The organism is Sphingobium sp. TomTYG46, assembly GCF_055396345.1.
The window spans coordinates 125,823-143,609 of record NZ_AP027324.1 but is presented as its reverse complement, the minus strand read 5'-3'; the positions used below and the strand labels follow the sequence as shown (position 1 = coordinate 143,609).

Annotated in this window: 24 protein-coding genes; 13 read left to right on the top strand and 11 right to left on the bottom strand. The window is 62.6% G+C overall.

Annotated features, from left to right (window positions below):
- Nucleotides 1-67: 67 nt before the first annotated feature.
- The 3 genes from sdhA to sdhC are packed head-to-tail and all read right to left on the bottom strand — an operon-like array spanning nt 68 to nt 2,666.
- Nucleotides 68-1,882: a succinate dehydrogenase flavoprotein subunit gene (gene sdhA, locus ACZ5YV_RS00760; protein WP_464788150.1), complete on the bottom strand. Its 1,815-nt coding sequence runs from the start codon at nt 1,880-1,882 to the stop codon at nt 68-70.
- Nucleotides 1,882-2,271, bottom strand: coding sequence for a succinate dehydrogenase, hydrophobic membrane anchor protein (gene sdhD / locus ACZ5YV_RS00755; RefSeq protein ID WP_464788149.1), 390 nt, complete (start codon nt 2,269-2,271; stop codon nt 1,882-1,884). Before sdhD ends, sdhA begins: the two co-directional genes overlap by 1 nt.
- Complete coding sequence (sdhC, locus tag ACZ5YV_RS00750; RefSeq protein WP_464778948.1) at nt 2,271-2,666, bottom strand: succinate dehydrogenase, cytochrome b556 subunit; 396 nt, start codon at nt 2,664-2,666, stop codon at nt 2,271-2,273. The genes sdhD and sdhC overlap by 1 nt, the downstream gene beginning before the upstream one ends.
- Nucleotides 2,667-2,834: 168 nt before the next feature.
- Between sdhC and ACZ5YV_RS00745 the strand changes: the two genes are divergently transcribed.
- The 4 genes from ACZ5YV_RS00745 (at nt 2,835) to ACZ5YV_RS00730 (ending at nt 6,843) form a co-directional block, all read left to right on the top strand.
- On the top strand, nt 2,835-4,166 hold the full coding sequence (locus ACZ5YV_RS00745) for a methyl-accepting chemotaxis protein (protein WP_464788148.1): 1,332 nt from the start codon (nt 2,835-2,837) through the stop codon (nt 4,164-4,166).
- An 81-nt stretch (nt 4,167-4,247) separates the two neighbouring features.
- Nucleotides 4,248-5,246: a 50S ribosomal protein L11 methyltransferase gene (locus tag ACZ5YV_RS00740; protein ID WP_464788147.1), complete on the top strand. Its 999-nt coding sequence runs from the start codon at nt 4,248-4,250 to the stop codon at nt 5,244-5,246.
- 202 nt (nt 5,247-5,448) lie between these two features.
- Nucleotides 5,449-5,976: a porin family protein gene (locus tag ACZ5YV_RS00735; protein ID WP_464788146.1), complete on the top strand. Its 528-nt coding sequence runs from the start codon at nt 5,449-5,451 to the stop codon at nt 5,974-5,976.
- Between the two features lie 147 nt (nt 5,977-6,123).
- Nucleotides 6,124-6,843 (top strand): dienelactone hydrolase family protein, encoded by a 720-nt coding sequence (locus ACZ5YV_RS00730; protein WP_464788145.1) that lies wholly within the window; start codon nt 6,124-6,126, stop codon nt 6,841-6,843.
- A 25-nt stretch (nt 6,844-6,868) separates the two neighbouring features.
- Here the strand turns inward: ACZ5YV_RS00730 and ACZ5YV_RS00725 are convergent, their stop codons facing one another.
- Together ACZ5YV_RS00725 and ACZ5YV_RS00720 are read right to left on the bottom strand one after the other, a co-directional pair.
- A complete protein-coding gene (locus ACZ5YV_RS00725) occupies nt 6,869-7,999 on the bottom strand; it encodes a M14 family metallopeptidase (RefSeq protein WP_464788144.1) in 1,131 nt (376 codons plus the stop codon).
- Nucleotides 7,996-8,592 carry a hypothetical protein gene (locus ACZ5YV_RS00720; protein WP_464788143.1) on the bottom strand — a complete coding sequence of 199 codons (597 nt, stop codon included), beginning with the start codon at nt 8,590-8,592 and terminating at the stop codon, nt 7,996-7,998. The genes ACZ5YV_RS00725 and ACZ5YV_RS00720 overlap by 4 nt, the downstream gene beginning before the upstream one ends.
- A 200-nt stretch (nt 8,593-8,792) precedes the next feature.
- Between ACZ5YV_RS00720 and ykgO the strand changes: the two genes are divergently transcribed.
- Together ykgO and ACZ5YV_RS00710 are read left to right on the top strand one after the other, a co-directional pair.
- Nucleotides 8,793-8,918 (top strand): type B 50S ribosomal protein L36, encoded by a 126-nt coding sequence (ykgO, locus tag ACZ5YV_RS00715; protein ID WP_004210176.1) that lies wholly within the window; start codon nt 8,793-8,795, stop codon nt 8,916-8,918.
- Nucleotides 8,919-9,551 (top strand): HAD family hydrolase, encoded by a 633-nt coding sequence (locus ACZ5YV_RS00710; RefSeq protein WP_464788142.1) that lies wholly within the window; start codon nt 8,919-8,921, stop codon nt 9,549-9,551.
- On the opposite strand, the gene pyk is transcribed toward ACZ5YV_RS00710, so the two are convergent.
- Entirely contained in the window at nt 9,535-10,986 is a 1,452-nt protein-coding gene (gene pyk / locus ACZ5YV_RS00705; protein WP_464788141.1) for a pyruvate kinase, read from the bottom strand. The genes ACZ5YV_RS00710 and pyk overlap by 17 nt on opposite strands.
- 119 nt (nt 10,987-11,105) lie before the next feature.
- Here pyk and ACZ5YV_RS00700 point away from each other — a divergent pair, with 119 nt between their 5' ends.
- The 5 genes from ACZ5YV_RS00700 to ruvC all read left to right on the top strand — a co-directional run bounded on the left by ACZ5YV_RS00700 (nt 11,106) and on the right by ruvC (nt 13,540).
- The gene (locus ACZ5YV_RS00700) at nt 11,106-11,393 is read left to right on the top strand and encodes a DUF1244 domain-containing protein (RefSeq protein ID WP_464789114.1); all 288 of its coding nucleotides are present in this window, start codon (nt 11,106-11,108) and stop codon (nt 11,391-11,393) included.
- 45 nt (nt 11,394-11,438) lie between these two features.
- Nucleotides 11,439-11,681: a DUF2312 domain-containing protein gene (locus tag ACZ5YV_RS00695; protein ID WP_449471166.1), complete on the top strand. Its 243-nt coding sequence runs from the start codon at nt 11,439-11,441 to the stop codon at nt 11,679-11,681.
- A gap of 90 nt (nt 11,682-11,771) precedes the next feature.
- Nucleotides 11,772-12,098 carry a heavy metal-binding domain-containing protein gene (locus ACZ5YV_RS00690; RefSeq protein ID WP_174525906.1) on the top strand — a complete coding sequence of 109 codons (327 nt, stop codon included), beginning with the start codon at nt 11,772-11,774 and terminating at the stop codon, nt 12,096-12,098.
- A gap of 64 nt (nt 12,099-12,162) precedes the next feature.
- Nucleotides 12,163-12,906, top strand: a complete 744-nt coding sequence (locus ACZ5YV_RS00685; RefSeq protein WP_449471164.1) for a YebC/PmpR family DNA-binding transcriptional regulator — start codon at nt 12,163-12,165, stop codon at nt 12,904-12,906.
- 142 nt (nt 12,907-13,048) lie between these two features.
- The gene (gene ruvC / locus ACZ5YV_RS00680; RefSeq protein ID WP_464788140.1) at nt 13,049-13,540 is read left to right on the top strand and encodes a crossover junction endodeoxyribonuclease RuvC; all 492 of its coding nucleotides are present in this window, start codon (nt 13,049-13,051) and stop codon (nt 13,538-13,540) included.
- A 67-nt stretch (nt 13,541-13,607) separates the two neighbouring features.
- On the opposite strand, the gene ACZ5YV_RS00675 is transcribed toward ruvC, so the two are convergent.
- The 5 genes from ACZ5YV_RS00675 to ACZ5YV_RS00655 form a co-directional block, all read right to left on the bottom strand.
- A complete protein-coding gene (locus tag ACZ5YV_RS00675; protein WP_464788139.1) occupies nt 13,608-13,886 on the bottom strand; it encodes a DUF2218 domain-containing protein in 279 nt (92 codons plus the stop codon).
- Entirely contained in the window at nt 13,883-14,008 is a 126-nt protein-coding gene (locus ACZ5YV_RS00670) for a hypothetical protein (RefSeq protein ID WP_464788138.1), read from the bottom strand. Before ACZ5YV_RS00670 ends, ACZ5YV_RS00675 begins: the two co-directional genes overlap by 4 nt.
- Nucleotides 14,009-14,097: 89 nt before the next feature.
- A complete protein-coding gene (locus ACZ5YV_RS00665; RefSeq protein WP_464788137.1) occupies nt 14,098-14,652 on the bottom strand; it encodes a nucleotide exchange factor GrpE in 555 nt (184 codons plus the stop codon).
- Complete coding sequence (hrcA, locus tag ACZ5YV_RS00660) at nt 14,649-15,692, bottom strand: heat-inducible transcriptional repressor HrcA (RefSeq protein ID WP_464788136.1); 1,044 nt, start codon at nt 15,690-15,692, stop codon at nt 14,649-14,651. The genes ACZ5YV_RS00665 and hrcA overlap by 4 nt, the downstream gene beginning before the upstream one ends.
- A gap of 43 nt (nt 15,693-15,735) precedes the next feature.
- Entirely contained in the window at nt 15,736-16,245 is a 510-nt protein-coding gene (locus tag ACZ5YV_RS00655) for a DUF6438 domain-containing protein (protein ID WP_464788135.1), read from the bottom strand.
- A 96-nt stretch (nt 16,246-16,341) separates the two neighbouring features.
- Here ACZ5YV_RS00655 and rph point away from each other — a divergent pair, with 96 nt between their 5' ends.
- The gene (gene rph, locus ACZ5YV_RS00650) at nt 16,342-17,058 is read left to right on the top strand and encodes a ribonuclease PH (RefSeq protein WP_464788134.1); all 717 of its coding nucleotides are present in this window, start codon (nt 16,342-16,344) and stop codon (nt 17,056-17,058) included.
- A gap of 99 nt (nt 17,059-17,157) precedes the next feature.
- Entirely contained in the window at nt 17,158-17,787 is a 630-nt protein-coding gene (rdgB, locus tag ACZ5YV_RS00645; RefSeq protein ID WP_464788133.1) for an RdgB/HAM1 family non-canonical purine NTP pyrophosphatase, read from the top strand.

The window sequence follows — 17,787 nt, the reverse complement described above, 5'->3', positions numbered from 1 at the left end:
TGAACCATAAACAAAAAGGGCGAGCCTTGCAGCCCGCCCTCTTACCTATCTCGCCTGACGGAAAACCTTAGTAAACGCGCGCCTTGGGCTTGATATATTCCGCCTCGTCGGTGAGCGTATAATCATGCACCGGGCGGTAATCGAGCGAGACATTGCCGCCCTTTCCGCCCCAGCCGTCGAACCAGCTGATGGTGTGCTTCATCCAATTATCGTCATCGCGATTGGGGAAATCCTCATGCGCATGGGCGCCGCGGCTTTCCTTGCGGTTTTCCGCGCTGACCATGGTGCAGACAGCCTGAGACATCAGGTTGTCCAGCTCCAGCGTCTCGATCAGGTCGGTGTTCCAGATCAGCGAGCGATCCGAAACCCCCACATCCTGCATGCTCGCATTGACCTGCGCCATCTTGGTGACGCCCTCGGACAGCAGCGCGCTGTCGCGAAACACGGCCGCATGCTTCTGCATCGTGTGCTGCATCTCCAAACGGATCTTCGCCGTCGGCGAGCCGCCCTTGGCGTTGCGATAATGGTCGAGGCGCGACAGCGCCAGATCGGCCGCATCGGCGGGGAGCGGACGATGCGAGCCATTGGGCTTGATCGTTTCCTTGAGGTGCAGGCCGGTGGCGCGGCCGAACACGACAAGGTCGATCAGCGAGTTGGAGCCCAGGCGGTTCGCGCCGTGGACCGACACGCAAGCCGCTTCACCGACTGCATAAAGGCCCGGCACCACGACTTCCGGATCGTCGCCGACCTTCGTCACCACCTGCCCATGATAGTTACAGGGGATGCCGCCCATATTATAATGGACGGTCGGCGTCACCGGCAGCGGCTGGCGGGTCAGGTCAACGCCAGCGAAGATCTTTCCGCTCTCGGTGATACCCGGCAGACGCTCGGCCAACACCTTGGGATCGATATGGTCGAGGTGCAGGAAGATGTGATCCTTGTTCGGACCCACGCCGCGCCCTTCGCGCATTTCCATCGCCATCGAACGCGACACGACGTCACGCGACGCCAGATCCTTCGCGGAAGGCGCATAACGCTCCATGAAGCGCTCGCCCTCGGAGTTGGTGAGGTAGCCGCCTTCGCCGCGTGCGCCTTCGGTAATCAGGACGCCCGCGCCGTAGATGCCGGTCGGGTGGAACTGCACGAACTCCAGATCCTGAAGCGGCAGGCCGGCGCGCAGCACCATGCCGCCGCCGTCGCCGGTGCAGCTATGCGCCGACGTGGCAGAGAAATAGGCGCGGCCATAACCACCCGTCGCCAGCACGACCGCCTTGCTGCGGAAGCGATGGATCGAACCATCCTCCATGCAGATGGCGATGACGCCGCGGCATTCCTTGCCGTTCGGGCCATCTTCCATGATCAGGTCGATGGCGAAATATTCGATGTAGAAGTCCGCATCATACTTTAGGCTCTGCTGATACAGAGCATGTAGCATAGCGTGACCGGTACGGTCGGCCGCCGCGCAGGTGCGCTGCACCGGCGGGCCAGCGCCCATATTCTGCATGTGGCCGCCGAACGGACGCTGATAGATGGTGCCATTCTCGTTGCGGCTGAACGGTACGCCCGCATGTTCCAGCTCGATCACGGCCGCAGGCGCTTCACGCACCATATATTCGATCGCATCCTGGTCGCCCAGCCAGTCCGATCCCTTGACGGTGTCGTACATATGCCAGGTCCAGTGGTCGGGCGAGTTGTTGCCGAGGCTGGCCGCAATGCCCCCCTGAGCAGCAACGGTGTGCGACCGAGTCGGGAACAGCTTGGTGATGCAGGCGGTCTTCAGGCCCGCTTCGGCGCTGCCCATGGTGGCGCGCAGGCCGGAGCCGCCAGCCCCCACAACGACCGTGTCGTAGGTGTGATCGATGATCTTATAGGCTTCGCTCATTACTTGACGATCCCCGTGAAGGCGATCTTGGCGATCGCGAAGACGCCCGCGGCCGCGCCGCCAAAGGCATAGAAGTTCAGGAGCAGCATGGAGAGGAACGCCAGGCCCTTGTCGTGGACATAGTCTTCCAGCATCACCTGCATGCCGAGGCGCAGGTGCCAGAAGATGCTGACGATCATCAGCATCATCGGCACCGCGACCAGCGGGTTGGCGATCCAGTTATGGACGCTCTGATAATCCAGCCCCGGCAGCGCGATCAGGCTGAACAGCAGCCACAGCACCAGCAGCAGGTTGCCGATCGCGGTATAACGCTGCGCCAGCCAGTGATGCGCACCGTGACGGGCAGAGCCCAGTCCACGAACGCGGCCGATTCCGGTTCCCGTTCCCATCAGAATTTCCCCGTGCAGATAGCGGCCCAGAAGGCGATGGTGAGGAGCGTCGAGATGACGAAGGTCAGCACGGACCAGGTCCGGTTGTTCTTCAGTTCATAGCCAGCGCCCATGTCGAGCACGAAGTGGCGCAGGCCCGACGTCAGATGCTGGAAAAAGAACCAGCTCAGGCCCGCCATAACCAGATAACCGATCGGCGAGGTCGCGCATGCCACGAACGTCGCATAGGCTTCCGGCCCCGATGCTGCGGCCATCAGCCACCAGACCAGACCCAATGCACCCGCCGTCGCCAGGCCATTGCCCGTCACGCGGTGCATGATGGAAACGGCCATCGCTGGCCCCCATTTCCAGATCGTCAAATGCGGCGAGAGCGGCCGGCTCGTGGTTCGCGCCATATCTACCTACGTCCCTGATGCTTGTCCCTGATTCCCGTCCCCTTAAGAGCGATCGGTCAAGAGGGCAAGCCGCGCTGGCAGAGGGGCCGGGCGATCACGGCTAAGAACTGATTAACCAGATAGCGCTATGACCCGACGGACAAACAAGAGAATTGAGGTTTGCCGCATATGACGTCCGTCGCACCAGCGAAGAGCGCAATGATCGCCAGCATGGCGGAAATAGATCCCACCGGCGAATTGGCTGCGGGGCTTCGCGAGATTCGGGACATGATAGGCGACGGCGCGTCGATCGCGGCCCGTACCTTCTTCGACAGCTACATGGATCAATCTCATCTGCGCAGCGTCCTGGCCGCCTCCACGATCGCCAAGATCGAAACCGAAGCCCATGAATATGTGCGGCAGAAGCTCAGCTTCTATGAGGCAGGCAGTTGGGCGGGCAGCTCCATCGCCTGCGTCCGGTTGGCCCGCAAACGCGGCTTGCCCCTGGGCCTCGTCCTGACGGCGGTATCGGAAGCCAACAAGCAGCTGACCAACCTCGTCTGGCAAAAGGCGGCGGACGATACCACCCGCCAGCGGCTTGTGAACATCATCACCATGGTCAGCATGGTCGATGCCAGCATGATGACCAACGCCTTCGCGGGCGACGAGGCAGAAGCGCAGCGCAACGAACGCCAGCGCATCGGCACCCTGTTCGAACAGCGCATCATGGGCGAGATCGACGGCGCCTCCCAGCTCGGCGAATCGCTGCGCGAACAGGCGAAGGATGCCTCTGCCGCCACACGCGGCATGTTGGGCAAGGCTTCGGAAGTCGCCGCCGCCGCCGAACAATCGGCAATCGCGATGCGCGAAGCAGCCCGCACGTCGGCAGGGCTGATCCGGGCAATCGAGGATGCCCGCACGGAAGTCGAAAGCGCCGCAGATGTCGCCCAGCGTGCCGCCCGGCAGTCGGGCGATGCGGTGACGATGTCGGCAACTCTGACTGAACATGCGAAATCGATCGAGTCGATCCTGGGCCTGATCCGCGACATCGCGGGCCAGACGAACCTGCTCGCTCTCAACGCCACCATCGAAGCGGCGCGCGCGGGCGACGCGGGACGCGGCTTTGCCGTCGTGGCGCAGGAAGTGAAGAGCCTTGCGAACCAGACCGCACGTGCGACCGATGAAATCGCGGGCAAGATCGCGGATATTCAGGCTTCGACGCGGCAGTCGGTGGAAACCAATGAACGAATCCGCGATACGGTTGGGGAAGTGCAGTCGAGCGCCGATCGCATCCGTCATGCCATGGACGCCCAGGCGCAGACGGTCACCATGATCACCGCCGCTGTCGATGAGACGGCGCTGGCAGCCGACTCCATGTCGAGCACCATTTCCGCCATCCGTCAGGATACGGAAGTCGTTGCTTCCGAAATCGACCAGCTGGAGCGCGGCTTCATGAGCGTCGAGGGCAAGCTTGCCAGCCTGCGGGCCGCATCCTCCGATTTTGGACGACAGGTGGCCTGAATTTCAGGGAAAAGGCAGCCGGAGAGCGACTGATGCCCTCTCGACTTCCCCTTCCCGCTTGAAGCTTCTAAAGGGCGCGGCATGACTGATGCCGCGCCCTCTTCCGTCCAAAGCTGGAAAGTGACCTTGCCCTGCACACGTGCGGAGGCGGAGGCGTTGGACGGTGACATCGCGGGCTTCGCGCTCATGGACAAGCCGCCGGTGCTGATGACCAGCGAAGCAGCGCCGGATGATGAAAATGCATGGCAGCTTGATGCCTATTTTGAAGGCAAGCCCAGCCCAGCCGCGATCAAGCTGCTCCGTACCCTCGTCCCCAGCGCGAGTGGGACCAAGCCGCAGATCGAACAGTTGCCCGATGAGGATTGGGTAACCCTGAGCCAGCAGGGACTGGAGCCAGTCACGGCCGGACGCTTCCACATCCGCAATCTTGCCAGCGATGCGGAGCAGCCGGGCCACGTCAATTTCCTGATCGAAGCGAGCCGCGCCTTTGGCACCGGGCAGCATGAGACCACCGCAGGCTGCCTTCTGATGCTGGACCGCATGCGGCGCGTCGGCATGCGCTTTGGCAATGTGACGGATATTGGCACTGGCACCGGATTGCTCGCCTTCGCAGCGCTCCATTTGTGGCCCCACGCCTATGCCACCGCTTCGGACATCGACCCGGTCGCCGTCGACATCAGCGCGGAAAATGCCGCGGCCAACGACATCGCGGTTGGCAAGGGTCAAGGCCAACTGGCGCTGTATGTCGCGGCGGGCGTTGATCACCCCGCCATCGCGACGCGCGCGCCTTATGATCTGCTGATCGCGAACATACTCGCTGGCCCGTTGATCGAACTCGCGCCCTCACTTTGCGCATTAGTGGAGGAAGGGGGCACGATCCTGCTCGCCGGATTGCTGAAGGAACAAGCGTATGCCGTTCTGTCAGCCTACCGCGCTCAGGGCGTGCGGCTGGCCGAGCGCATGGACAATGGCGACTGGCCGACGCTGCGGCTGCGCAAGCGTCCGCGCATCGGCTGGAAACGCCCAACCCGGCTGGACAGGCAGGCGCGCGGTGAGGCGCCGGGGTTCGGCAGCCTCTAAAACCGGACGGAGCAACGGATGGCCCTGGCGCGGTCATCCGACTGACTAGGGCGCCGCGAATCCATTTCAAGACGTGATGCAACATTGTCACAGCGCGTTGTGCAATGCGGTATGTCGTTGTTTGTGATGCTTTACTCTTCCCGCTCAGGCTCCCTAAAGCGCGCTCAGACAACATCCGGTTACCCCAGAAAAGGAGTCCCCCATGAAAAAACTGATCGCTTCGGCGTTACTGCTTGCCAGCGTTTCCGCACCGGCCTTCGCTCAGGACGCCGTGCCCTTTTCCGGTCCCTATGTCGGCGCAGTCGTCGGTGTGGACCATGTCGATTTCGACTCGGTCAACCATGACAGCGGCCTGCTGTATGGCGGCGTGATCGGCTATGACGTCAACGTCAACGGCGCCGTGTTCGGCATCGAAGGCGAATATGCCGATTCCGACGTCAAGGAAGGCATCGTCCGCACTGACCGTGACCTCTATGCCGGCGTCCGCATCGGCGGCGAAGTGGTGCCGAACGTCTTGGCCTATGCCAAGGGCGGCTACACCAACGCCCGTCTGGAAGACACTCTGGACAACAGCATCAAGCTGGACGGCTACCGTCTGGGCGCCGGTCTGGAAACGACGGTCCAGGGCTTCATCGTTCGCGCTGAATATCGCTATTCGCGTTACGAGCAGATCGGTGGCGTGAACCCCGAGCGTCATCAGGGCGCACTGATCCTCGGCTACCGTTTCTAAGACACGGCTGTAGCAGAAAAAAGAAGGGCGTCCCTCTCATCAGGGGCGCCCTTTTCTTATGCGCTCGGAGTGTTGGGCAGGGCAACGCTTGCCACGCACTCCCAGCGGCCTAATGTTGCCTTGCCACTCTCATCAGCGAGGCTTGCCATGACTATCACTCGCCGCGTCACGGTTCATGAAGGCCCCGGTGGAACCTTCGAGAGCATGGCCGTCTTCGACAAAGCCGCAGGCGCACCCCGGCCCGGCATCCTGCTTTTCCCTAATGCACTGGGGACCAAAGAAGCGGACTTCGCCTACGCCGAGAAGGTCGCGGAACTGGGATACACGCTATTCGTCGCGGACATCTATGGTCAGGGCAAGCGAGCCAGCCGCGATGACCCCGACATGGGGCGCTACATGAACGAGGTGAACGCCGACCGCGCCCTGCTGCGCGACCGGCTCAACGCGGCTCATTCCGTCCTCAAATCACTTCCCGAAGCGGACGCGAGCCGGACGGCCGCGATCGGCTTCTGCTTCGGCGGCAAATGCGTGCTAGACCTTGCGCGCAGCGGAGCCGACATCGTCGGCGGCGTCAGCTTCCATGGAATTTATGACGCGCCACCTTTTCCCAACGCCGCCATCAGGGCGAAGCTGTTGGTGTGCCACGGTTGGGACGATCCCTTGGCTCCTCCAGCAGCCACGGTGGCCTTGGCCGACGAACTGACGAAATCCGGATGCGACTGGCAGATCCATGCCTATGGCCATACCGGGCACGCATTCACCGATCATGCGGTCAACATGCCGGACAAGGGCCTCGTCTACAACCCTGACGCAGACCACCGCAGCTTCCGGTCGATGAGAGACTTTCTCGCCGACCTGTTTAACTAGGCTGACCCCCTTCAGGGCATCCAGCTCAAAGCTCCCCGATCATCTCCGCCAAAACCGCAAGGCAGTCCTTGGCAAGCTGCTTCGACCGTGCGGGGGACCAGCCAAATTCGGGATCGGGCAAATCGTCATTGTCCTTGAAGGGCATTTCCAGCGTCATCGCGACCGCGCCGAAACGTTCGGCGACCTGATTGGTGGACATGGTCAGATTGCCCTTGCCCGGCGCCGATGAAGGATAGCCGCGCGTCGTCTGGAAATCAGGCGTCCGGGCCGCGAGCGTATCCCGAAAGCGATTATAGAGGGCGAGTTGCCGCTCGCTGAGTGAAGGGATGCCTTCAAAGCCCGCCAGGAAGACTGCGGCTATGGCTTCGTCGCCATGCACGTCCATGGCGAAATCGACACCCGTCCGGTCCATCTCCTGCCGGACAAGGTAGACCTCCGGACTGCGGTCCATCGACGGTTCGTGCCATTCACGGTTGAGGTTCACGCCCGCCGCATTGGTGCGCAGATGCCCCCGGCGGCTGCCATCAGGGTTGATGTTGGGAACGATGTGGAATGTCGCCTTGGCGCGGAGCAGCCGGGCGACGGCATCCTCCTCGTCGCAAAGCCGTTCCAGCGCGCCTTCCATCCACCATTCGGCCATCGTCTCGCCGGGATGCTGGCGGGCGTAGAGCCAGACCTGCTTTGGCCCGTCGCCCAGCGTCAGAAGGTCGAGTGGCTGCTTGTCGAGCGTCAGGCCCAATTCCCGATGCTCGACCCCGAGCTGGCAACCCGCCCAGGCGATCAGGTCATGATGCCGCTCCATCGAATAGGGCGCGAAATAGGCGACCCACAGCACGTTGCGATCCGGAGAGAGGCTGATGGTGAGGACGCCGTCGGCATAGCTGGTATCCGCCTGCGTCCAGACTTCCCGATCCTCGCTGATCCGCGCCTTATAGCCCGGCCAGCCATCGGGATAGGCGGAGGTCCCGCCATTGACGATAGCCAGTTCCACTTCGCGCCCGGCAACGCCCGCGATGCGAAAGTGGAACCATTGGTAGAAATCGCTTTGCCTGTCCTTGACGATCTCCAGCTCGGCCCGGACCCGATCGCCAGTATCGATTATGGAAAGAACGCGAATATTGCCGCTGTCGAAGGCATTACTGATCGAGATGGTCATTTCACGGTTATAGTGCGCCCCGATTCCCCCGGATAGCCCCCGATCAACGCACTGGCGAGCTTTTGCGCGGCGATACCGGGCTGAGCGGCGGGCGTACCCTCGCGCGCCTGGGTCAGTGCCCTCCCCTCCCAGATCGTCGTCGAATCGGATCGCCTGCGGATCTGCACCTGCAACTCCGTCGTCACCATATCCTTCGGCCGCCCCGAGAGGTTGATGCCGATGCCCAGGCCCAGCCCCGAATAGCCGCCGCTGCCCACCGCACCGCCAACGCCTACACTCACGGGCCTGCCGTCATTGCCGTAACCGGTCGGACGGAAAGATCGGCGGAAGCCGACCGATGCGACATAGTCGCTGCGCGCTCCAGCAGGTGGGGCACTGAAGCCCGCACGCTGCAACTCCTGCTCGACAGCGGCGGCATAGGTCCGGAACTCCAGCCCTGCATCGGGATTCGCGGCCATTTCTTCCACCGCCAACGTTCCGCTTTGCGCCGGATTTCCGACATGGAAGCGGGTTACCTCGACGGGCGGCACCGCCGTTGCGCATCCGGCGAGTGACAGGGCAAGGAATGAGGGAAGGAGTATCTGCTTGATCATGCTAATCTCCGACAAAGATGCCGCAGTCCATAGACGATGCCGAACCGGATATTCCTTCAACAGTTGAAGCCATGTCTTTGCTGCATATGGCATGAACGGGGCAAAAGTGCGGCCAGCCGCCCTTGACTTTCAGCCGCCCCACCCATAGGGGCTGCGCTTCGATTTTCCGATCACGCAAGATTCTTAGAAGGCTGACTTCCATGAAGATCCGCAACTCGCTCAAGTCGCTTAAGGGCCGTCACCGGGACAACCGCGTGATCCGCCGTCGCGGCCGTACCTATGTTATCAACAAGACCAATCGCCGCTTCAAGGCCCGCCAGGGCTGATTGAGCGAGCCGATCTCCGCCGTCATATTCGACGTCGGACAGGTTCTGTACCATTGGGAGCCCCGGCTCCTCTACGAGCGCCTGATCGATGATGATCGGGCGCTCGACGCGTTTCTGCGCGATGTCGTGTCGATGGAATGGCATTGCCAGCACGACATGGGCCGCCCCTTCGCGGAAACCAGCGCTGAACTGATCGACCGCCATCCGGAACATGAAGCGCTGATTCGGATATGGGGCGAGCGTTTCAACGATAGCGTCCAGCCCGCCGTTGCGGGCATGGCGGAATTGGTCGGCGAATTACGTGCGCGGGGCGTAGTGCTCTACGGCCTCACCAATTTCAGCGCCGAATTCTGGAAGCCATTCCATGCGCGGGAGGCGGACTTCTTCGCTAACTTCCGCGACATTCTGGTTTCTGGCGCTGAAGGGTTAGTGAAGCCCGACCCTGCCATCTACCGCCTGGCGCTCAGCCGGTTTGGCCTGCGCGCCGAGGAAACATTCTTCATCGATGATCGGGAAGAAAATGTCGCGGCGGCGGAAGCGCTGGGCATTCGCAGCCACCTCTTTCGCGACGCAAAGACCTTGCGCCGCGATCTGGCAGCGCAAGGCCTGCTACAGCTTAATCCCGCCCTGTAAGCTCATCACCGCGAATGGCGGTGACATGCAGCACGTTGGTCGACCCCGGAGTGCCGAAGGGGACGCCTGCCAGCACCACGATCTTGCTGCCCTTCTGGGTCATGTTATGCCGCAGCGCCATGCGCCGGGCCTTGCCGACCATTTCCTCGAACGTGTCGATATCCTTGGTGCGCACCGCATGCACGCCCCAGGTCAGGCCCAACTTGCGCGCCGTGTCCAGCCGAGGGGTGAGCGCCAGGATTGGCGTCAGTGGACGCTCGCGCGCCACACGGCGAACCGTGCTGCCTGATGAAGTGAAGCAGGTGATCGCGCTGGCCCCAACGACCGAGACGATACCCGCCGCCCCTTCCGCCAGCGCGTCGGCGGTGGTCGCGTCGGGCTTTGTTTCGGTGAAATGCAGCCGCGCGACATAGCCGGGGTCACGCTCGACGCTGTGGGCGATGCTGTCCATCATCGCGACCGCCTCTTCAGGCCAATCGCCCGCCGCCGTTTCCGCCGACAACATGATCGCGTCCGCGCCATCATAGACGGCAGTGGCGACGTCCGACACTTCCGCGCGGGTGGGCGTCGGCGCCTTGATCATGGATTCGAGCATCTGCGTCGCGACCACCACGGGCCGCCCCATGCGCCGCGCCGTCGCGACGATCTGCTTCTGAAGCGGCGGCACGGCTTGGGGCGGCAGTTCGACGCCCAGGTCGCCGCGCGCGACCATCACGCCATCGGCCAGTTCCAATATCTCCTCCAGCCGCTGGACCGCGGCAGGCTTCTCGATCTTGGCCATCAGCGCGCCATGGCCGCCCATCAGCTTGCGCGCTTCCGCAAGGTCTTCAGGACGCTGGACGAAGCTCAATGCGATCCAATCGCAGCCCTGCTCCACCGCGAAGCTGAGGTCGCGCCGGTCCTTTTCCGTCAAGGCGGGGACGGGCACAACCACATCGGGCACGTTGACGCCCTTGCGGTTCGACAGGGTGCCGCCGACCTCTACCACCGTTTCGATCCGGTCATCGGACACATTCTTCACCCGGAGCACCAGCTTGCCGTCGTCCAGCAGCAGCCGCGTTTCAGGCACCAACGCCGCGTAGATTTCCGGATGCGGCAAGTTCACGCGCCGTGCATCCCCCGGCGTTTCGTCGCGGTCGAGTATGAAGGATGCACCCACCTCCAGAACGGCAAGGCCGCTCTTGAACGTACCGACGCGCAGCTTTGGCCCCTGCAAGTCGCCCAATATGGTCGTCGGCCGCCCGAATTCCTTTTCCAGCGCCCGAATGGACGCGATACGCGCCGCATGCTCTTCATGCGCTCCATGGCTCATGTTGATGCGGAAAGCGTCTGCCCCGGCGATGAACAGCGCGCGGATCACTTCCGGCGTGTCGCTCGCGGGGCCAAGGGTAGCCAAAATCCGGACCTTGCGCGAACGGGGCGGCAGTTTCGTCATTCTCAAAAAGCTCCTGGCCGTCATGGTCGCGCCCTGGCTTGCCAGAGCGCCGTTTTCGATTATCCCTACTGCACGACAGGATGATGTAGATCAGCGAAAGGTTCGCCTTGGCCGACAATATGCTCAACGATGCGGTTGCCGCAACCGCCTTCCGCCGCCTGATTGCGCATTTGCAGCACAGGACCGACGTCCAGAACATCGATCTGATGGGAACGGCGGGCTTCTGCCGCAATTGCCTCGCCGACTGGATTGCGGAAGCCGACGGCAATCTGAGCAAGGACCAAGCGCGGGAAATCATCCACGGCATGCCCTTTTCGGACTGGAAGCAGCGCCATCAGAGCGAGGCGACGCCGGAACAGATCGCAAAGATGCAGGAGAGTGTGGCGAAGAACGCTGACAATCATTAGGAGCGTGCGCCAACCCGATTCACATTCTATCCGGAGATACATTATATGAGCGAGGGCAACGTCGCCGCCGATCAGCTACGCCTTCTTATCGAACGCATCGAGCGGCTCGAGGAAGAGAAGAAAGGCATCGGCGACGATATCAAGGACGTGTATCTGGAGGCCAAGGCCACCGGCTACGATCCGAAGATCATGCGCCAGATCGTCCGCCTGCGCAAAATGCCGCAGCATGACCGGCAGGAAATGGAAGCCATCCTCCAGACCTACCTGTCCGCCCTGGGCATGGAATAACGCGCTCGTCTTCCGTTCGCCCTCAGCTTGTCGAAGGCCCCTTCTTTCTTCAAGAAGGACCTTCGACAAGCAAGGCGCGGGAGACACATCATGTCCGAGATCATCGTCAGCACCACCAGCCGCCTCGAAGGGCGTCCGGCAAAGGAATATCTCGGCATCGTCACTGGTGAGGTGATCGTCGGCGCCAACCTCTTCCGTGACCTGTTCGCCAGCGTGCGGGATATCGTCGGGGGCCGTTCGGGCGCTTATGAGGATGTCCTCCAACGCGCCCGTGAACAGGCAATCGGGGAGATGCGGATGCGGGCGGCGACGCTGGGCGCCAATGCCGTGGTCGGGGTCGACCTCGATTATGAAGTGCTGGGTTCGAACGGGTCGATGCTGATGGTGTCGGCATCCGGCACCGCGATCCTCGTCTAGTTGCGCTTGGGCAGGACGCCCGCTAGAGAGCGCGCTTCGGATCAGACAAGATTAGGAGCAGGCCGTGGCCGGCCATAGCAAATTCAAGAACATCATGCATCGCAAGGGCGCGCAGGACAAAAAGCGTTCCTCGATGTTCTCCAAGCTCAGCCGCGAAATCACCGTGGCGGCGAAGATGGGCATGCCCGACCCGGACATGAACCCCCGCCTCCGCCTCGCGATCAACGCGGCCAAGGCGCAGTCCATGCCCAAGGACAATATCCAGCGCGCCATCGACAAGGCGATCGGCGGCGACACGGAAAATTACGAAGAAATCCGCTATGAAGGCTACGGCCCGGGCGGCGTGGCGATCATCGTCGAGGCGCTGACCGACAACCGCAACCGTACCGCGACCAACGTCCGCACCGCCTTTTCCAAGAATGGCGGCAATCTGGGCGCGTCTGGCGCGGTCAGCCATGGCTTCGACCGCATGGGCCTGATCACCTATCCGGCGAGCGCTGGCGATGCCGATGCGATCTTTGAAGCCGCTCTGGAAGCGGGCGCGGACGATGTGTCGTCGAACGAAGACGAACATGAAATCTGGACCGCCATGGACGCGCTGCACGAAGTCGCCAAGGCGCTGGAAGGCAAGCTTGGCCCGGCCGAAGGCGCGAAGCTCGCCTGGAAGCCGCAGACGACCGTCGAAGTCGATGAAGGCAGCGCTGCGACCCTGATGAAGCTGGTCGATACTCTGGAAGATGATGACGACGTTCAGACCGTCTGGGGCAATTATGAAGTGTCCGACGAGGTCATGGAGAAGCTGGGTTGATAAACACCCTCCCCTCTCCCCGGCGGGGAGAGGGTTGCTCGGCGTCGAGAATACGGCTGCTACCTTCCCCTCTCCAAGTCCGGCTAACCGGCAAGCCAGTAAGCCTCCCTATCCTCTCCCCTGAAGGGGCGAGGACAAATCCATGATCATCCTTGGACTCGACCCCGGGCTTGGCACCACTGGCTGGGGCTTGATCGCGGCTGACGGCAATCGCCTCACGCACATCGCCAACGGGCAGATCAAGACCGACGCCGACATGGCACTGGCAACGCGGTTGCTCGCACTTGATCTTGCACTGACCGACCTCATCCTTGAACATCAGCCCAATGGCGCAGCGGTCGAGGAAGTGTTCGTTAATGTGAACCCGCAATCAACGCTGAAGCTGGGGCAAGCGCGCGGCGTCGTGCTGCTTGCGGCATCCCGGTCGGGGATGGAGGTTGGCGAATATGCGGCGCGGCTTGTCAAAAAATCCGTCGTCGGCGTTGGCAACGCATCGAAGGATCAGGTCCACGCCATGGTTTCGCGGCTGTTGCCGGGAGCCAAGGTGGCCGGGCCGGATGCGTCCGATGCGCTCGCCGTGGCGATAACGCATGCCCATCACCTTGCCAGCGCCCGTCGCATTCCGCGCCGCTGAGAGAGCAGATAGGCCTGGAAGCGGGATTCCGGATCAAGTCCGGGATGACGGATGTGTTATAAGGCGGTCACTGCCAGTCGAAGGGCAGCGGCGCTTCCCGAAAGGCAAAGCGGTCGAGATGGTCGGCCACAACTTTCTTGAAACGATCCACGTCAGCACCCTCCGCCGGGTCGATAGTCACCGTCAACGCCTCGTCACCGGCCGCCATTCGGATCGGACCCATAGGAAAGGCGATCACGCCCTGCTGCGCATCGAAGTCGGCTTCAAACTTGTGGCTCCAATGCTTGCAAAGCCGCTGGAGATAGCGACTGGCATTTTGGGTCGGCACATTGGCGGTCAGGGTCATGGGTCGAGCCTTTCGATTTTGCTGGCCGCTTCGTCGATCAGCGCGGCGACGTCGAACATGCTTTGGGAACCGGCGCCTTCCCTTTCAAGCCGCCCACCCACGTCCATGGAAGGATTGTGCATCACCTCAGCAGAGCCTTCTGCCCTTCCGCATGTGAAAAAACCCGCCGGATCAAGCCCGGCGGGTTTTTGGATTGGCTAACGAATGGTCGTCAGTCGGGTTTCTTGGCAACGCTCACCAAGGCCGGACGCAGCAGGCGATCGCGGATCGTATATCCCGCCTGCATTTCTACCAGCACGGTCCCCGGCTCAACATCATCCGACGGCACTTCCATCATCGCCTGATGCTTATTGGGATCGAGCAGCTGTCCAACCGACACGAGCTTTTCGATGCCGTTGCGACCAAAGACGCCTTCCAGTTCGCGGCCCGTCGCTTCGAGGCCAGCGACCAGTCCCTTGAACTTTTCATCGTCACGCAGTTCCGCCGGGATAGCTTGCAGCGCGCGGCCCAGATTGTCCGCGACCGACAGCATATCGCGCGCGAACGAGGTTGCCGCATAGGCGCGCGTGTCGGCCAGTTCCTTTTCAAGCCGCCGACGGACATTCTGCGTTTCGGCATGGGCGTAGAGCGCGTCCTGCTTCGCCGCCGCCAGCTCACCTTCCAGGGCGGCAAGGCGTTCGGCAGCCGCATCGCCCGCAGGCGCTGCGTCCTCGGGCAGTTCGTCAACGACTTCAGTATTTTCGATATTCAGCTTGTCTTCGCTCATCTCATCAATCTCGATAACGTCTGCGCAGTGAAATCCACCATGGGGATCACCCGCGCGTAGTTCAAGCGCGTTGGGCCAATGACGCCGACCACGCCGACAACACGGCCATCGCCGCCACGGTAAGGCGCGGCTATGACCGAAGAACCGGAGAGGGAAAAGAGCTTGTTTTCCGACCCGATGAAGATTTTCGTCGCGCTGCCCGCCAACGCACCTTCCAGCAGGCGCGAAATCTCCTGCTTGCCTTCCAGTTGTTCGAGCAACTGGCGCACCCGTTCAAGATCGGCGGCAGTGCCGTCATCCAGCAGATGCGCCTGACCGCGAACGATCAGTACCGGACGGTCATCCGCATCCTGCGACCAGACAGCAATGCCGCGCGCCACTAGTTCCCGCGCCGCACCCTGAAGCGCGGTTCGCTCGCCCTCCATCTCGCGGCGCAACGCTTCGCCCGCTTCCCTGAGCGTCAGGCCCGCGAAGCGCGCCGACATGAAGTTGGCGGCCTCGTTCAGCATGCCGGGCGTCACCCCCGCCGGCATGTCGAGCACGCGGTTTTCTACAGAGCCGTCCTGTCCCACCAGCACGGCCAGCGCCTGACGACCATTGAGCGGCACAAAGCCGAACTGGCGCATAACCGGCTCGCGCTTGGGCACCATGACGATGCCCGCGCAGGCAGAGAGGCCCGATAGCGCGGCAGTCGCTGCGGACAATGCTTCCTCGATCGGGCCACCCTCGGCAATGCCTGCCTCTATCGCACGGCGTTCCTCGACCGAGGGTTCGGCTGCCTGCATCATGCCATCGACAAAAAGGCGCAAACCGGTTTCGGTCGGCATGCGCCCTGCCGAAGTGTGCGGGGCGGCCAGCAATCCCAGCTCCTCCAGATCCTGCATGACGTTGCGGATCGATGCGGGCGACAGGCTGAGCGAGGCGATCTTGCTGATGGTGCGCGAACCCACAGGCAGGCCGGTGCCGAGATAGCTTTCGACCACCACCCGGAAAACGTCGCGCGCCCGCTCATTGAGTTCGGTAACCGGTGTGACCGCCATGCGCCCCTATCTAGGCGAGCGAAGGGCCGTACTCAAGCCGGGGCTATCTGACGGCGGACGGCTTCACCATCGCGTCGATGTCCAGCATCCGGGGAACGGCCGCAATGGTAGCACGCAGCTTGCCATAGCTGGCGTCCATGCACCCCGACTGAAACTCCAGTCGGGTGGTCGGCTGCTGATCCCTGGTCCATTCGATGGTGTAGCCGGGCATGTCGGTCGCGAATCGGGTGCAATTCTCCCCATGGGTGATGCGCCGGACTGTTCCTGCGGGAGGCCGGAACTGCGCCAGCGCGGCGCGGAAACGGCGATATTGCGCTGGGGTGACAGTGAAGCGCGTCGCGCCCGGAACGGTGGTGAACCGCTCCGGCTCCAGCAGGCCCGAACCATCAGGCGTCACCTGCAGACTGTAACTGGGGCAAATGCCGAAACAGGGACCCGCCGAAAAACGGATCGTGTCTCCGGCGGCGGTGGGCTTTTCAAGTTCGGCCCTTTCCGCCGCACAACCAGCCGTCAGGGCAACGCCCGCCAAAATCATCATCCAACGCAACTGCATGCAGGCTTCCTATCATCTTTCACGCGTATCGCCACTGGCATGACGCCGCGCCCGGCGCTAAGCCCCACCGACTGAACGCTTCGGAGAAATAATTTTATGCGTCCTTCCGGCCGCGCGCCCGACCAGATGCGCGACATCACCATGGAGCCCGGCTTCACCATTCATGCCGAGGGCAGCTGCCTGATCAGCTTCGGCGATACGCGGGTGCTGTGCACCGCTTCGGTCGAGGAGAAGGTGCCGCCCTTCCTGCGCGGCAAGGGGTCGGGATGGGTCACGGCCGAATATGGCATGCTGCCCCGCGCCACCCACACGCGCGGCAGCCGTGAGGCAGCCAAGGGCAAGCAGTCGGGGCGCACGCAGGAAATCCAGCGGTTGATCGGCCGGTCGCTCCGCACCGTCGTGGATCTCAAAAAACTGGGCGAAAGGCAGATCGTCGTCGATTGCGACGTGATCCAGGCCGATGGCGGGACGCGTACTGCCGCGATTTCCGGTAGCTGGGTGGCGCTGCGCATTGCCATCGACAAGCTGATCGCTTCGGGCGCGCTGGCTGAAGACCCGATCATCCAGAAGGTCGCCGCGATCAGCTGCGGCATCTATAATGGCACACCCGTGCTGGACCTCGACTATGCCGAGGACAGCAATGCCGAGACTGACGCCAACCTGATCCTGACCGGCGACGGCAAGTTTGCCGAAGTGCAGGCGACGGCCGAGGGCGCCGCCTATGACGAGGAAGAGCTGCTGCGCCTGCTGCGTCTGGCGCGCATCGGTTGCTCGCAGATCTTCGCCGCGCAGGACAAGGCGACGGGCCGCTAAGCGCATTCGTCTGTTCGTTTCGAGCGTTTCGAGAAATGCTATCTATGCACTACGCGCTTCTCGACTATGCTCGAAGCGAACGGGGAGAATGACATAATCATGAGCGACGATTTCGGACAGGAACAGGCGATCCGCAAGCTGGGGCCGGGCAAGCTGGTGATCGCCAGCCATAACCCGGGCAAGGTGCGGGAAATCGGCGAACTGCTGGCGCCCTTCGGGATCGAGACTGTGTCAGCGGCGGCGCTGGACCTGCCTGAGCCGGAAGAAACCGGCACGACGTTCATCGCCAATGCAGAGCTGAAGGCGATGCAGGCGGCCGACCTGTCGGGGCTCCCCGCGCTGGCCGACGATAGCGGGCTGTGCGTCGAGGCGCTGAATGGCGATCCGGGCATCTTCTCCGCTCGCTGGGCAGGCGAGACGAAGGATTTCAACATCGCGATGCAGCGCGTATGGGATGCGATCGAGGCCAAGGGGCCTGACGCCGGGCATGGCGCGCATTTCATCTGCGCGCTGGCGGTGGCTTGGCCCGATGGTCATGTCGAGGCGTTTGAGGGGCGGGTTGACGGCATCCTCAGCTGGCCGCCGCGCGGGGACAAGGGCTTTGGCTATGACCCGATGTTCCAGCCCTTGGGCCACACGATCAGCTTTGGCGAGATGGAGCCTGAAAAGAAACATGCGATGAGCCATCGCGCGGATGCCTTCGCGCAGCTGGTCGCGGCGGTTTTCTAA

Bases quoted from the DNA above. Each gene is read 5' to 3' on its own strand.
- sdhA (WP_464788150.1), bottom strand. From the start codon at position 1,882: ATGAGCGAAGCCTATAAGATCATCGATCACACCTACGACACGGTCGTT.
- sdhD (WP_464788149.1), bottom strand. From the start codon at position 2,271: ATGGGAACGGGAACCGGAATCGGCCGCGTTCGTGGACTGGGCTCTGCC.
- sdhC (WP_464778948.1), bottom strand. From the start codon at position 2,666: ATGGCGCGAACCACGAGCCGGCCGCTCTCGCCGCATTTGACGATCTGG.
- ACZ5YV_RS00745 (WP_464788148.1), top strand. From the start codon at position 2,835: ATGACGTCCGTCGCACCAGCGAAGAGCGCAATGATCGCCAGCATGGCG.
- ACZ5YV_RS00740 (WP_464788147.1), top strand. From the start codon at position 4,248: ATGACTGATGCCGCGCCCTCTTCCGTCCAAAGCTGGAAAGTGACCTTG.
- ACZ5YV_RS00735 (WP_464788146.1), top strand. From the start codon at position 5,449: ATGAAAAAACTGATCGCTTCGGCGTTACTGCTTGCCAGCGTTTCCGCA.
- ACZ5YV_RS00730 (WP_464788145.1), top strand. From the start codon at position 6,124: ATGACTATCACTCGCCGCGTCACGGTTCATGAAGGCCCCGGTGGAACC.
- ACZ5YV_RS00725 (WP_464788144.1), bottom strand. From the start codon at position 7,999: ATGACCATCTCGATCAGTAATGCCTTCGACAGCGGCAATATTCGCGTT.
- ACZ5YV_RS00720 (WP_464788143.1), bottom strand. From the start codon at position 8,592: ATGATCAAGCAGATACTCCTTCCCTCATTCCTTGCCCTGTCACTCGCC.
- ykgO (WP_004210176.1), top strand. From the start codon at position 8,793: ATGAAGATCCGCAACTCGCTCAAGTCGCTTAAGGGCCGTCACCGGGAC.
- pyk (WP_464788141.1), bottom strand. From the start codon at position 10,986: ATGACGAAACTGCCGCCCCGTTCGCGCAAGGTCCGGATTTTGGCTACC.
- ACZ5YV_RS00700 (WP_464789114.1), top strand. From the start codon at position 11,106: ATGCTCAACGATGCGGTTGCCGCAACCGCCTTCCGCCGCCTGATTGCG.
- ACZ5YV_RS00695 (WP_449471166.1), top strand. From the start codon at position 11,439: ATGAGCGAGGGCAACGTCGCCGCCGATCAGCTACGCCTTCTTATCGAA.
- ACZ5YV_RS00690 (WP_174525906.1), top strand. From the start codon at position 11,772: ATGTCCGAGATCATCGTCAGCACCACCAGCCGCCTCGAAGGGCGTCCG.
- ruvC (WP_464788140.1), top strand. From the start codon at position 13,049: ATGATCATCCTTGGACTCGACCCCGGGCTTGGCACCACTGGCTGGGGC.
- ACZ5YV_RS00675 (WP_464788139.1), bottom strand. From the start codon at position 13,886: ATGACCCTGACCGCCAATGTGCCGACCCAAAATGCCAGTCGCTATCTC.
- ACZ5YV_RS00670 (WP_464788138.1), bottom strand. From the start codon at position 14,008: ATGCACAATCCTTCCATGGACGTGGGTGGGCGGCTTGAAAGGGAAGGC.
- ACZ5YV_RS00665 (WP_464788137.1), bottom strand. From the start codon at position 14,652: ATGAGCGAAGACAAGCTGAATATCGAAAATACTGAAGTCGTTGACGAA.
- hrcA (WP_464788136.1), bottom strand. From the start codon at position 15,692: ATGGCGGTCACACCGGTTACCGAACTCAATGAGCGGGCGCGCGACGTT.
- ACZ5YV_RS00655 (WP_464788135.1), bottom strand. From the start codon at position 16,245: ATGCAGTTGCGTTGGATGATGATTTTGGCGGGCGTTGCCCTGACGGCT.
- rph (WP_464788134.1), top strand. From the start codon at position 16,342: ATGCGTCCTTCCGGCCGCGCGCCCGACCAGATGCGCGACATCACCATG.
- rdgB (WP_464788133.1), top strand. From the start codon at position 17,158: ATGAGCGACGATTTCGGACAGGAACAGGCGATCCGCAAGCTGGGGCCG.